6 protein-coding genes (1 of these 6 running past the window's edge) are annotated in these 14,643 nt (G+C 70.0%); all 6 read right to left on the minus strand.

From position 1 onward, the window contains the following. Positions 1 to 9,278, minus strand: partial view of a non-ribosomal peptide synthase/polyketide synthase gene (locus tag ACQEV8_RS03085; protein WP_432957124.1) — the 5' end (the start) only. 10,648 nt of this gene lie to the left of the window's left edge; the window shows 9,278 of its 19,926 coding nt (coding positions 1-9,278); its start codon is at positions 9,276 to 9,278; the stop codon falls past the left edge of the window. Between the two features lie 22 nt (positions 9,279 to 9,300). Further along, a complete protein-coding gene (locus ACQEV8_RS03090) occupies positions 9,301 to 10,098 on the minus strand; it encodes an alpha/beta fold hydrolase (protein WP_432957126.1) in 798 nt (265 codons plus the stop codon). 14 nt (positions 10,099 to 10,112) lie between these two features. Continuing rightward, complete coding sequence (locus tag ACQEV8_RS03095) at positions 10,113 to 10,334, minus strand: MbtH family protein (RefSeq protein WP_432957128.1); 222 nt, start codon at positions 10,332 to 10,334, stop codon at positions 10,113 to 10,115. 90 nt (positions 10,335 to 10,424) lie between these two features. After that, entirely contained in the window at positions 10,425 to 12,386 is a 1,962-nt protein-coding gene (locus ACQEV8_RS03100; RefSeq protein WP_432957130.1) for an ABC transporter ATP-binding protein, read from the minus strand. Between the two features lie 273 nt (positions 12,387 to 12,659). Then, the gene (locus ACQEV8_RS03105) at positions 12,660 to 13,367 is read right to left on the minus strand and encodes a response regulator transcription factor (RefSeq protein WP_432957132.1); all 708 of its coding nucleotides are present in this window, start codon (positions 13,365 to 13,367) and stop codon (positions 12,660 to 12,662) included. Continuing rightward, positions 13,364 to 14,620: a sensor histidine kinase gene (locus tag ACQEV8_RS03110; protein WP_432957134.1), complete on the minus strand. Its 1,257-nt coding sequence runs from the start codon at positions 14,618 to 14,620 to the stop codon at positions 13,364 to 13,366. The genes ACQEV8_RS03105 and ACQEV8_RS03110 overlap by 4 nt, the downstream gene beginning before the upstream one ends. Between the last annotated feature and the right edge of the window lie 23 nt (positions 14,621 to 14,643).

Raw genomic sequence — 14,643 nt, forward strand, 5'->3', positions numbered from 1 at the left:
TACAGGGTCCCGAGTTCGCGGTGGAAGATCCGGTCCGACCACTCGTCGAAGACGACGTGGTGGATCGCCAGCGCCAGTACGTGCTCCTCCGCGCCGAGCCGGAACAGAGTGGCCCGGACCAGGGGTCCCGTCGCCAGGTCGAACGGCACGGCCGCGTCCACGGCCGCCAGCTCCCGTACGGACTCCGCGGGGTCGAGGCAGTCGGACACGTCGACGACCGGCAGTGGGAACGGCGCCGGCTCGTCGATCACCTGATGCGGCACACCGTCCGCACCGGCCACAAGGCGCGTCCGCAGCACCTCGTGCCGCGCGACGACCCCGCCCAACGCCGCGCTCAGAGCGGCCACGTCCAGGGGCCCGTTCCATGCCACGGGTGACAGCAGGGCGTACTCCACCGCCCCGGGCGCCAGCTGGTCCAGGAACCACAGGCGCTGCTGTGCGAAAGACAGCGGCAGCGGCTGGGCGCGGTCGGCCGGCGTCAGGGGATGCACGACGGTGCCGGTGCCCGAGTTGTCCAGGACCGGTGCCAGCTCGCGCACCGTGGGCCGGTCGAACAGGGCAGAGAGGGGCACATCGGCGCGGAACGCCTCCCGGATGCGGGAGACGACCTGGGTGGCGAGCAGCGAGTGCCCGCCCGCCTCGAAGAAGTTGTCGTCGGCGCCGAACCGGTCCACGCCGAGCACCTCGGACCAGATGCGCGCGAGCCGTTCCTCCGTGGCGCCGGCCGGGGCGGCGAAGTCGGCGGAGGTGGCGTGTGCCGGTTCCGGCTGCGGCAGTGCCGCCCGGTCCAGCTTTCCGTTCGCGGTCAGGGGCAGTGCCGCGAGCTCGACGAAGGCGGACGGGACCATGTAGTCGGGCAGCTCGCGGCGCAGGTGGGCGCGGAGCTCGCCGGCGTCCGGGACGCCCGCGGTGTGGGCGGCGGGGACGAGGTAGGCCACGAGGCGCCGGTCCGTACCGTCGCCGGAGGCCGTCACCACGGCGGACAGGACGGCCGGGTGGGCGGCGAGCAGTGCCTCGATCTCACCCGGTTCGATCCGGAAGCCACGGACCTTGATCTGCTTGTCGGCCCGGCCCAGGTACTCCAGGGTCCCGTTGGGCAGGAGGCGGGCGCGGTCGCCGGAGCGGTAGAGCCGGGAGCCGTCCGCCGCGTACGGGTCGGCGACAAAACGCTCAGCCGTGAGCGCCGGCCGGCCGCCGTATCCGCGCGCGACACCGGCGCCGCCGATGTACAGCTCGCCGGGCACACCGGTGGGTACGGGCATGAGGTGCTCGTCCAGCACGAGGGCCCGCCAGCCGGGGAGCGCACGCCCGACCGGCAGCTTCGGATCGGCCTCCATGTCGGTGGCGTCGATCCGGTGGTGGGTGACGTGGACGGTCGTCTCCGTGATGCCGTACATGTTGACCAGGGCGGGGGTGTCCAGGCCCCACGCGTCGGACCACCGCTCGACGTGGACCCGCTGCAGCGCGTCGCCGCCGAAGACGACGAACCGCAGGTCGGTGGGCGCGCGACCCGGCCCGGCGGCCTCGGCCAGCTGACGGAACAGTTCCGGCGTGGCGCTCAGTACGGTCACGCCCTCGCCGGCCAGGACGTCGCGGAGCAGCCACGGCTGCCGCACGGTCTCGGTCGGTACGACGAGGCACCGGGCTCCGTGGGCCAGCGCTCCCCAGATCTCCCAGACGGAGAAGTCGAACGCCGAGGAGTGGATCACGCTCCACACGTCGGCGGGCCCGAGGTCGAAGGTCTCCGTGCGGTCCACGGCCGCGAAGAGGCCCTGGACGTTCGCGTGCGGGACGTAGACGCCCTTGGGGCGGCCGGTCGAGCCCGACGTGTAGATCACATATGCGAGCTGTCCGGGCTCGGTGACGGTGACGGGTGCGGTGGCCGGACGCCGGCCGATCTCGGCGGCCGTGCCGGGGTCGTCGACGACGAGCAAGGGCGCGACCCGGGCATCCGCCTGTACGCCGGTCATCACATCGGTGAGTACGTCGGTCAGCGTCGCCGCGTGATGCTGCTGCGTCACCACCACCTTCGCGCCGCTGTCTGCCAGCATGAAGGCGAGCCGCTCGGACGGGTGCGCCGGGTCGAGGGAGAGGTAGCCGCCGCCGGCCTGCCAGACGGCGAGCATGGCCGTGACCATGTCGGCACCGCGGTCCAGGCACAGTCCGACGACGGTCTCCGGGGCCACGCCGGCATCGCGCAGCCGGTGCGCGAGACGGTTCGCTCCTGCCATCAGCTCCGCGTAGGTGAGCTGCTGCCCGCCGCTGACGAGGGCCACCGCGTCGGGGGTCTCCGCGGCCCTCTGCGCGATGAGCGCCGGGATGCCCCCGGCCACGGGCGCCGGCGCCGCGGAGTCGTCCCACTCCGCTACCAGGCGATCGTGTTCGTCCCCCGATAGCACGGACACCTGCGACAGCGGTCGCGTGTCGTCGGCGGCCACCGTCTCCAGGAGGCCGCCGAAGTGCCCGATCATCCGCTCGACCGTGGCTGTGTCGAAGAGCGCGGTGCTGTACTGCAGCTCGCCGACGAGACCACCGTGGCTGGCGCCGGAACCGTCGCCGTCGCCGTCGCCCAGCGTCAGAAGCAGGTCGAACTTCGCCCGGAGACTGTCAGCGAGGAAGTCGGTCGCGAGAGCGTCCGGGCCGAAGAGGTCACCGCGGCCCGGGAGGACTCCCGGCTCCCGGGACTCGTACGTGAACATGACCTGGAACAGCGGCGTCCGGGACCGGTCCCGCTCACCGACCAGCTCGTCCACGAGTTGCTCGAACGGCAGGTCCTGGTGCGCGAAGGCCGCGAGAGAGGTCTCGCGCACGCGGCCGAGGAGTTCGGCGAAAGAAGGGTCTCCGGACAGGTCGGTGCGCATGACGAGCGTGTTGACGAAGAAACCGATCAGGTCCTCCGTCTCGGCGCGGTTCCGGTTGGCGACCGGCGTACCCACCACCACGTCCTCCGCGCCCGCGTAGCGGCTCAGCAGGACGTCGAAGGCGGCGAGGAGCGTCATGAACATCGTCGTGCCGTGCTGGCGCGAGACGACGCGCAACGCGTCGGCCGTACGCGCGGGCACGGTGAACCGGAGTGCCGCACCCTGGGTGGACCGTACGAGCGGCCGGGGCCGGTCGGTGGGCAGCTCCAGCGTCGGTGCGCCCGCCAAGTGCCGCGACCAATAAGCGAGTTGCGACTCCAGTACGTCACCGGAGAGCCACTGCCGCTGCCATGCCGCGAAGTCGGCGTACTGCACGGCCGGCGGCTGGAGCGGATTCGGCGCACCCTCGCGGAACGCCTCGTACAGCGCGGCGAGTTCACGGCGGAACACCTGATCCGACCACTCGTCGAAGACGATGTGGTGCACCGACACCATCAGAACGTGCTCGTCGGGAGCCACCCGGATCAGCATGGCGCGGATCGGCGAGTCGGCCGCCAGGGCGAAGGGCAGCACCGCGTCGGCAACGATCAGTTCGCGGGCGGCGGCCACCGGGTCGCGCTCCGCGGAGACGTCGACGAGCACGAGCGGGAAGGTCTCCGCCGGCTGGTCGATCACCTGGTACGGGATGCCGTCCGCACCGGCGACGAGCCGGGTGCGCAGTACCTCGTGCCGCGTCACGACGGCGCCGAGAGCGGCGGCCAGGGCGCCCACGTCGGGCTTCTCGCCGCGCAGCCAGACAGGCAGAGCGACGTTGTACTCGGCGGCCTCCGGGTCCATCTGCTCCAGGAACCAGAGGCGCTGCTGCGCGAACGACAACGGCAGCGGCTGTGTACGGTCCGCCACGCCGACGGGGGGCAGGGCGTTCGCCCGGTCGGCGCTCTCCACGGCGGCGGCCAGACCGCACACGGTCGGCCGGTCGAAGAGCAGCTGCAGCGGGATCTCCACCCCGATCAGCTCCCGAACGCGCGACCTGACGCGCGTGGCCAGCAACGAGTGCCCGCCCAGCTCGAAGAAATTGTCCGTCGCGCCGACGCGGTCCAACCCGAGCAGCTGTGCCCAGACACCGGCGAGCAGTTCCTCGGTGGCCGTGCCCGGGGCCACGAACGCGTCCAGCTCGGGCCGCGCGCCTCCCAGCTCGGGGAGGGAAGCACGGTCCAGCTTCCCGTTCGGAGTCAACGGCAACGCCGCAAGCTCCACGAACGCCGACGGGATCATGAACGCCGGCAGCCGACTGCCCGCGTACGCGCGGAGGTCGGCAACCGAGGGGATACCGGCCGTCTGGTCGGCTGGGACAAGGTATGCGGCGAGGCGTCGGTCCTCTTCGTCGCCGAAGGCGGCGACGACGGCGGTGCGGACCTGCGGGTGGCCGGCCAGGACCGCCTCGATCTCACCCGGCTCGATCCGGAAGCCGCGCACCTTGACCTGACTGTCGGCCCGCCCGACGAAGTCGAGCTGCCCGTCCGGCAGCCAGCGCGCCCGGTCACCCGACCGGTACATGCACGTGCCGTCCGCGGCGAACGGATCGGCGACGAACCGCTCGCCCGTCAGACCAGGCTGACCTCGATAACCACGGGCGACCTGCGGACCGGCGATGAACACCTCACCGGCCACACCCACCGGCACGGGGTTCAGCCGGTCGTCGAGCACGTAGAGACGGGCGTTGGCCACCGGCGCACCGATCGCGGGAGCACCCGTCAAGCCCCCGGGCTCCACCACGCCCGTGGTCACCATGACCGTCGACTCCGTCGGCCCGTACGTGTTCACCAGCCGACGACCGGCCGACCAGGCACGGGCCACCGGCTCGGTCAACCGCTCCGCACCCAGCAGCAGCGTCTCGACACCGGACACCGCCCCCGGGTCCAGGACACCCAGCAGAGACGGGACGACACTCGCCGCACGCACAGCCTCGGCCTGAAGCATCGACGTGAGGAGCGCCGCTTCAGCGCGCTCCTCCGACGTCGCCACCACCAGGACACCACCCGAGACGAGCGTCACCGCCACATCCAGGACGGCCGCGTCGAAACTGAACGACGCGAACTGCAGCATCCGCACCCCCGGACCAGCGTCGAGGACCGGAGCCAGAGCCGACACCATGCCCACCACGCTGCCGTGCGCGACCTGCACACCCTTCGGCCGACCCGTCGAACCCGACGTATAGATCACATACGCCAGCTGCTCGGCAGACACGGTCGTTTCAGATGCCTCCGGCGACAGAGACGCAAGGGTGTCCCGTACAGCCGGATCATCCAGCCACACACCCTGCCCGACCGGCAGACCCTCCACCAGGGACCGCTCGCCCACCACGACCTGCACACCCGCATCCGCGAGCATGAACCCAAGACGGTCAGCCGGATACTCCGGATCCAACGGCAGATACGCCCCACCGGCCTGCCAGACACCGACCATGGCCGCCACCATGTCCACACCACGCCGCAGACACAGCCCCACCACCGACTCCGCACCCACACCCATACCGCGCAGGAGATGCGCCAGACGATTCGCCCGCGCCATCAACCCGCCATACGTGACCGACTCCCCGCCCGCCACCACAGCCACCACATCCGGAGCCGCAACCGCCCGCTCCGCGATCAGCTCGTGCACAGCCAACGCCGGCAGCTCCACCGACGACGCGTTCCACCCCTCCACCACCAGCTCACGCTCACCCGCCGACAGCACCGGCAGCTCACCCACCCGCTGCCCCGGGTCGAGAACAACGGCGTCCAGCAGAGTGACCAGATGACCCGCCAGGCGCTCCATGGTCGCCGCGTCGAACAGCGCGGTGCTGTACTCGATCTGCCCCGACAGGGTGCCGTCGCTGCCCTCGATCCGGACCGACAGATCGAACTTCGACGGCAGGACGCCGTCCGGGTTGGTGTACGAGCCGCCGTCGGCGACATAGCTGAACAGGACCTGGAACAGCGGGGTGCGCGACCGGTCCCGCTCCGTGACCAGCTCGTCCACGAGCTGCTCGAACGGCACATCCTGATGCGCGTACGCGCCCAGAGCCGTCTCCCGCACGCGCGCCAGCACCTCGCGGAACGACGGGTCGCCGGACAGGTCCGTCCGCAGCACCAGCGTGTTCACGAAGAACCCGATCAGGCCCTCCGTCTCCGTACGGTTCCGGTTCGCGACCGGCGTGCCCACCACCACGTCCTCCGACCCCGCGTAGCGGCCGAGGAGGACGTCGAAGGCGGCGAGGAGCGTCATGAACATCGACGCGCCGCACTCACGCGACAGGTCGTGCAGCGCCTCAGCCGTCCGCACCGGCACGCTGAACGCCTGCACCGCACCCGCTGAGGAACGAACCGCCGGACGCGGCCGGTCGGTAGGCAGGTCGAGTACCGGCGCATGGGCCAACTCGTCGCGCCAGTAGTCGAGCTGGTCGTCCAGGACGTCACCGGACATCCATGCGCGCTGCCACACGGAGAAGTCGGCGTACTGCACGGGCAGAGCAGGCAGCGGATTCGGCTCACCCGCGCGGAAGGCCTCGTAGAGGGCCGACAGCTCACGCTGGAACAGGTGGTCCGACCACTCGTCGAAGATCACATGGTGCGCCGTCAGCAGCAGGACGCACTTCTCGTCGGCCACCTTGATCAGGGTGGCTCGGACCAGCGGGCCGTCCGCCAGGTCGAACGGCTCTGTCGCATCGGCACGCAGCAGCTCCGCCGCGTACGTGTCGGGGTCCGCCTCGCCGGACGCGTCGACCACCGCGAGCGGGAAGGCGGCCGGCGGGTCGATCACTTGATGCGGTACGCCGTCCCCGTCCGCCACCAGACGCGTACGCAGCACTTCGTGGCGCGCGACCATCGCCTCCAGCGCGGCAGTCAGCGCGGCCAGGTCCAGCGCGCCGTCCAGCCGGATCGGCATGGGCAGGTTGTATCCGGTGGATCCTGGGTCGAGCTGGTCGAGGAACCACAGGCGCTGCTGCGCGAACGACAGCGGCAGCGGCTGGGCGCGGTCGGCAACCGTCATGGGCGGCGCGACCGTTCCCGACGCCTGGGCGACGGCCTGGGCCAGGCCTCGTACGGTCGGCTGATCGAACATGGCCGCGACGGGAACGTCGACGCCCAGGACCTCGCGGATCCGGGAGATCACCTGCGTCGCGAGGAGTGAGTGGCCGCCGAGTTCGAAGAAGCTGTCGGTGGCACCGACCCGGTCGAGCCCCAGCACGCCGGCCCAGATGCCGGCGACGAGCTCTTGCGTCGTCCCGGCCGGAGCAACGAAGCCCTCGCCCGAGGACTGCCGCACCTCAGGGGCGGGAAGAGCCGAACGGTCCAGCTTGCCGTTCGCCGTCAGCGGCAGCCCGGCCAGCTCGACGAAAACGGACGGGACCATGAACTCCGGCAACCGCCCACTCACAAACTCCCGCAGCTCACCGGGCGGCGGCATGCCGACCACGCCATCGGCCGGGACCACGTAGGCCGCAAGACGACGATCCGTACCCTCGCCGAACGCCGCCACCACAGCCGTGCGCACCTGCGGGTGACCGGCCAGCACCGCCTCGATCTCACCCGGCTCGATCCGGAAACCACGCACCTTCACCTGCTCGTCCGCACGGCCCACGAAGTCGAGCCGCCCATCCGCCAGCCACCGGACCACATCACCGGACCGGTACATCCTGCTGCCGTCCGCGGCGAACGGATCAGCAACGAACCGCGCACCCGTCAGCCCGGGACGACCCCCATAGCCACGGGCGACACCGGCGCCCGCGATGAACAGCTCACCCGCCACACCCACCGGAACAGGACGCAGTTGCGCGTCGAGGACATACACCTGCGTGTTCGCCAGCGGCCTGCCGATCGTCGGCGCACCCTCAGCATCAGGGTCGGCAAGGCCGGCACAGGCGATGACCGTGATCTCGGTCGGCCCGTATCCGACGAAGAACCTGCGGCCGGGAGCCCACTCCCGCACGACCGCCTCACCGACTCGCTCTGAGCCGACGAAGAGGCTGCTCACACCTGGAAGATCCGTCTCGTCCAGCACCCCGAGCAGCGACGGCGAGACACTCGCCGACACCACACCCTCAGCCCGGACCAGACCCTGCAGCTCCACAGGCACCCGACGCTCCTCGGACGAGGCCACCACCAGCACCCCACCACCAGCCAACGTCACCACCACATCCAGCACAGCCGCATCAAAACTCTGCGACGCGAACTGCAACACCCGCACACCCGGCCCGACACCCAGCGCCGACCGCAACGCAAGCGCCAGATTCACCACACCACCGTGCCCGACCTGCACACCCTTCGGACGCCCCGTCGAACCCGACGTATAAATCACATACGCCAGCTGATCCGGCACCGTCCTCACCTCAGGCGCCGCCGAAGGCAGTTCAGCCAGCTCACCCACCACCACCGGATCGTCCAGCCTGATCACGGTCTCCGCCCCGAGACCCTCGGCCGTCGCGCCCACGCAGACGAGCACCTTGGTGCCACTGTCGGCGAGCATGAACTCCAGGCGCTCGGCAGGGTATTCGGGGTCGAGCGGCAGATACGCGCCACCCGCCTGCCACACCGCGAGCACCGCAACAACCATGTCCGCCCCACGCGGCAGACTCAGCCCCACCACCGACTCCGCACCCACACCCATACCGCGCAGGAGATGCGCCAGACGATTCGCCCGAACCATCAACCCGCCATACGTCACCGACTCCCCGCCCGCCACCACAGCCACCACATCCGGAGCCGCAACCGCCCGCTCCGCGATCAGCTCATGCACCCCACCCACCAACGGCAACACCACACACCCACCATCACCACCCGCCACCAACTCCCCACGCTCACCCACACCCAGCACCGACAGGTCACCCACCCGCTGCCCCGCATCGACGGCCACCGCCTCCAGCACCGACACCAGGTGACCCGCCAGGCGCTCCATGGTCGCCGCGTCGAACAGCGCGGTGCTGTACTGGACCTCACCCGCCAGACCCACACCGGTGTCCCCGACCCTGACCGCCACCATGGCCGGCGCTTCATCGGACGACAGGTCCACGTCCTGGCCTGGGGCCCGATCCGATTCGCCTCGTCGTACCTGCTCGAGCAGCTCCGCGTACGACGGATCGCCGGACAGGTCCGTGTGGTGGACCGTCGTGCCGGATCCCTCCAGCGCCACTGCCACATCGTCCGATCCGCTGTACCGCCCGATCAGCACCATGAGCGCAGCGAGCAGTGTCTGAGGAAGCGTCGCGCCGTGTTCGTCGGCCAGTGCGCGCGACCGGTCAACGGTCGGCGCCGGCACTCCGAATCCGACGGTTGCCACCTCGGTGAGCCGGTTCGGCGTGTACGGCCGGTCCGTAGGCAATTTCAGTGCCGGCAGATCGGTCGATCGGTCACGCCTGTTGTCCAGTTCACCGTTCATGACGCCCCCCCACGCGGTTCCGCTAGTTCTTGTCCAGGAATTCGATGATTGCCGCGTTCACCTCGTCAGGACGTTCCAGGTATCCGAAGTGACCGCTCTTGGGAATTTCCACGTAATCACAGTCCGGGATCGCTCCGGCGACCTCGGCCGCGAGATGTGGCGGGGTGATGAAGTCGTCGCTGAAAGCGATGACACGACAAGGTGCGGACACTTCTCGCAGTGCTTCTCTGCGGTCGGCGTCCGTGTTGATCCACGACTGCCCGACGGAGCTTTCGCCGCCGGAGAGCCGGAAGGTTTCCAACCACAGCGAGACGGCCTTGTCGTCGTTGAGGGTGGAAGGCGAGAGCCATTGCAGCGCCGACACGGCCGCTTGGTGGTCGGCGGGCAGCTTTGTCCCGTTCTGCAGCAGGGCTCGTTCGGCGGATCCCAGCGCGGCACGGGTGACATCGGAACGCGATTTCGTGGCGATCAGTACCGCGCACCTGACGAGGTGCGGCGCGCGGATCGCCAGTTCCTGCGCGATCATCGCCCCCAGGGAGACACCCACGATGCGGCAGGGCGCCGCGTCCAGGGCCTCGATGAGGCCCTGGGTGTCCGCGACCATGTCGTCGAGGGTGTACTTCCCCGGGGGGATGTCCGAGGGTGCGATTCCCCGGTTGTCGACCGTGATGGTCTGGTAGCCGGCCGCATTCAGCGCGGGGGTCTGGTGCAGCGTCCAGACCCGTCCTGCGGCCGAGGACCCCATGACCATGAGGACCCGTTCACCGCGGCCCGACCGTTCGTAGGAAAGCCGAATGCCGTTGGTGAATACGTGCGGCATGTCCGTGTGGCCCCTTACTCACCGTCGAGCGCGAGGCGGAGGCTCTTGGGCCGCATGTCGGTCCAGGTCTCCTCCAGGTAGGCGTCGCACTCGGCCTTCGAGGCGTTGACGCCCGTCTCGGTCCAGCCGCCGGGGACGGCCAGGTCGGCCGGCCAGATCGAGTACTGCTCCTCGTCGTTGACGAGCACCTTGAACCGGGCTTCATCGTTCTCGAAGTCGAAGGTGACGGTACGCATGGCTGTCTCCTCTTCAGGCGTTTCCGGGAAGGAATGGAAAAAGTCAGGGCGAACAGAGGGTCGGAATGGCAGTGGCAGCGGCGCCGAGGGTCAGTTGGTCGGCCCGGCGGCGCCGAGCACCACGTCGTCGCCGCTCTCCCCCACGGCCTGCCGGGCGAACTGCGTGTAGTACAGGTCGGCGTAGAGGTCGCCGGCCGCCAGCAGCTGCTCGTGCGTGCCGCGTTCGCGGACCCGGCCGTCGTCTATGACGAGGATCTGGTCGGCTTCTCGGATGGTGGAGAGCCTGTGGGCGATCGCCACGGACGTACGGCCCTTGAGCGCGGCCCTGAGGGCCTGCTGAATGGCGACCTCGGACTCGGCGTCCAGGTGCGCGGTGGCCTCGTCGAGGACGACCACGGGGGGCGCCTTCAGGAGCAGCCTGGCCAGGGCGATGCGCTGCTTCTCTCCGCCGGACAGCCGGAATCCGCGGTCGCCGACGATCGTGTCCAGGCCGTTGGGGAGGGCTTCGACGACGTCCCAGACCTGCGCGGCCCGGCAGGCCTCGACGAGGTCCGGCTCGGTGGCGTCGGTGCGGGCGTACAGGAGGTTGGCCCGAATGGTGTCGTGGAACAGGTGGGCGTCCTGAGTGACCACGCCGACCGTGTCCTGGAGGGACTGCATGGTGAGGTCGCGGAGGTCGTGGCCGCCGATGCGCACACTTCCGGAGACGGGGTCGTAGAACCGGGGCATCAGGTTCGTGATGGTCGTCTTGCCCGCGCCCGACCGGCCGACGAGAGCGGTCAGTTTCCCTGCGGGTGCGAGGAAGTTGATGCCGTCGAGGACCCATCCCTCGTCGTTGCGCTCCGGCCCGCGGGCGTGGTCTGTGGACTCCAGGGAGGCCAGGGCGACTTCGCCGGCGGAGGGGTAGCGGAAGGAGACGCCGTCGAAGTGCACGTCCGGTGCCGCGTCGGCGGGGTCGGACGGCAGGTCGACCGCGCCGGGCCGTTCTTTGACGAGCGGGTCGAGGTCGAGGATCTCGAAGACCCGGTCGAAGCTGACGAGGGCGGTCATGGCGTTGGCCTGGATGCTGGACAGCTGCTGGATCGGCGTGTAGAGCCGGCCGACGAGCGTGACCAGGGAGACGAGGGTGCCGACGGCGATGACGTCGTTGATGACCAGGGCTCCGCCGAACCCGAAGAGCAGGGCGAGCGTCACGGAGGCGGTGACTCCCATGATGATGCCGAGCATCTGGGCGGTGACGTTGGTCTTCACACCGATGTCCCGTACGGCGCCCGCTCGTTCAGCGAAGTAATCGGTCTCACGGGCCGGGTTTCCGAACAGCTTGTTGAGCATGGCGCCCGCGACGTTGAAGCGCTCGTTCATCAACGAGCCCATCTCTGCGTTGAGTTGCATGCTCCCGCGGGCGAGGTGCTGCATGCGCCGGCCGATGGCCTTACCCGGGATCAGGAAGATCGGGACGATCAGCAGGGCCACCAGGCTGAGCTGCCAGGACAGGTAGAACATCGCGCCGAGCACCAGGACCAGGGTCAGCACGGTGTTGACCGTCTCGGCCATCAGCACGGTGATGGCCTGCTGAGCGCCGATGACGTCGGTGTTCAGCCGGCTGACGAGGGACCCGGTCTGGGCGCGGGTGAAGAAGCCGATCGGCTGCGCCTGGACGTGCCGGAAGACCTGGGTGCGCAGGTCGTAGACGAGGCCTTCGCCGATCTGGGCGGAGAGTTTCGCCTGGAAGTACTGCGTCAGGGCGTCGACCAGTGCGAGGGCGAGCAGCGCGGCGGCGACCCAGACGACGACGTCCATCTTGCCGGGCACGATGCCCTTGTCGATGACAATGCCGAACAGCAGCGGGCTTGCCGCGGTGACGAGTGCGCTGAGCGCGGAGGCACCTACGAGAAAGGAAAGCCGTAAGCGATACCGCTTTGCGTACGGGAAAATTCTCTGGATGGTACCGGGACGAATTCCTTCGTGCCCTTCCGGACCGCCGCCTCGAATACCTTCCTCCGACGGGTCAGGGAACTCTCCGTCGTCCGGCGCCCGCACCGTCACTCTCACAGCGCTCTTCTCCTCACGGAAATTGCCGCACGGTGTTCTACGCGGCACAGCTTCGCTCGGCCGCAAGCATCCATGAGAGCGCCCTGAAGTGGCAATGGTGTCCGACGGTGGTGCCAGGACGGGCGGGAGAGGGGGTTTTCAACTGCCGCGATGCCGCAGTTGAACGCCCCCGGAACACCCCCTGGGGAAGAACGCGTGAATAGCGCCGCCGCTTATACTTCAGCGACGGCGCTGACCACCAGAGGGGTACCGGATTCGTTCGGCCTCTGGGGCTCAGTCGGTGCGGCGCAGTCCCGGGACGACGAGGCCGGTTTCGTACGCCGTGATGACGGCCTGGGTGCGGTCCCGCAGGCCGAGTTTCGTCAGGGTCCGGCTGACGTGTGACTTGACCGTCTCCTCCGTGACGTGGAGGCGGGCGGCGATCTCCACGTTGGACATGCCGTCGGCGACGAGCAGCAGGACCTCGGTCTCTCGGGCCGTGAGCGTGTCGAGGACCGACGACGCGGGCTTGGCGGCCGGAGTGCCGGCGGGCAGCTTCGTGAACTCGCTGATCAGTCGGCGGGTGACCCCGGGATCGAGCAGGGCCTCTCCGGCGGCGACGACGCGGACGGCGTCGAAGAGCCGCTCGGCGGTGGCGTCCTTGAGCAGGAAGCCGCTGGCGCCGGCGCGCAGCGCGTCGTAGACGTACTCGTCGAGGTCGAAGGTCGTCAGGATGAGGACGCGGGGGACGTCCGCTCCGTCGGGCGCGTCGCCGAGGAGCTGCCGGGTGGCCGCTATGCCGTCCATCTCGGGCATGCGGATGTCCATGAGGACGACGTCCGGGGACACCTCGCGGCAGACCCGGACCGCGTCGGCACCGTTGGTGGCGGTCTCGACGATGGTGAATTCCGGCTGGGAGTCGAGGAGCGCGGCGAATCCGGTGCGGACGACGAGGTGGTCGTCCGCGACGACGACGCGGATCGGGGTCGGCGGGGTGGTCATGGGGTCCGTTCCGGCTTGGCGGGGAAACTGGCTTTGACGAGGAAACCACCGGCGTCCGCCGGACCTGTGCTGATCTGCCCGCCGACGGCGGCGACCCGTTCCCGCATGCCGAGCAGGCCGTAGCCGCCGCTGGCGGGCGGCGCGGGCGGCGCTCCGGGGCCGTTGTCGCGGATGCTGACGTGCAGGGCGTCGTGGGCGTAGTGCAGTTCCACGTCGACGGGGGCGCCCATCGCGTGTTTGCGGGCGTTGGTGAGGGACTCCTGGACGATGCGGTACGCGGCCAGCTCGATGCCGGGTCCCATGGGGCGCGGGCTGCCGCTGAGGATGAGCCGGATGGTGGCGGTGCCGGCCTTGCGGGCCTCGTCGAGCAGGTCGTCGAGCTGGGTGAGGTCGGGCTGCGGCCGGCGCTCGGCGCCGGTGGGGGGCTCGTCGTCGTCGCGCAGTACGCCGAGCAGGCGGCGCATCTCCGTGAGGGCGGCGCGGGCGGTGTCGCCAATGCTGAGGAGCCGTTCGCTGCCCGCGGCGGGCATGCCGGGGGTGGCTACGCGGGCGGTCTCGGCCTGCACGGCGATCATGGAGACGTGGTGGCCGACGACGTCGTGAAGTTCGCGGACGATGCGGGCGCGCTCCTCGCGGGCGGCGTTCTCCCACTGGCTGCCGGCCATGACCTCGCGGGTGGCGTCGTGTTCCCGGTCGCCCCGTCGTGCGCGGCGGGCGAGTCCGGCGAAAGCGGCCATGGGGGCCAGCGCGGCGAGAAGGACGGCGCGCACTCGGTAGTCGGCGGTGTCCGCGGATCCGGTTCCTGCGACCTGGAGCGCGAGGGCGAGGAACGGCACGCTGAACAGCATCGCCGCGAGGAGGTGTCCGCGGCGGCCGAGCCGGTACTGGGCGAGCAGCTGCGCGGCGAAGCCCGCCAGCGTCAGTGTGTGGAAGATCGTGAGGGAGCCGAAGCTCGCCGCGGTGACCGTGAATCCGGCGAGGACGGGGCGCAGGAGGGCCAGTGGCAGTGCGGTGCAGAGGCATAACATGCCGATGACCATGGCGAGTTGGATGCTGCCGCCGTTCTCGGTGGCGTTCTGCGCGGAAGTCGCGAACATCCGGGGGATCGATCCGCGCTCGGCGACCAGTTCGGCGAGCGATTCGACGATTGCGAGCCCGCACAGCGTGGCGACGAACACGGCGTTGCGGGGGAGGACCGAGGCCCGCCGCAGCACTCCGGTCCAGCTGTCACGCCAGGCACTCGCACGGTTCACACCAGTCATTATGGTGGTCGGCC

Source organism: Streptomyces sp. CA-179760 (genome assembly GCF_050937045.1).
Lineage (GTDB): Bacteria > Actinomycetota > Actinomycetes > Streptomycetales > Streptomycetaceae > Streptomyces.

What these genes read in the sequence shown, in the direction of transcription:
- ACQEV8_RS03095 (WP_432957128.1), bottom strand. Translation starts at nt 10,334, where the DNA reads ATGCGTACCGTCACCTTCGACTTCGAGAACGATGAAGCCCGGTTCAAG.
- ACQEV8_RS03090 (WP_432957126.1), bottom strand. Translation starts at nt 10,098, where the DNA reads ATGCCGCACGTATTCACCAACGGCATTCGGCTTTCCTACGAACGGTCG.
- ACQEV8_RS03105 (WP_432957132.1), bottom strand. Translation starts at nt 13,367, where the DNA reads ATGACCACCCCGCCGACCCCGATCCGCGTCGTCGTCGCGGACGACCAC.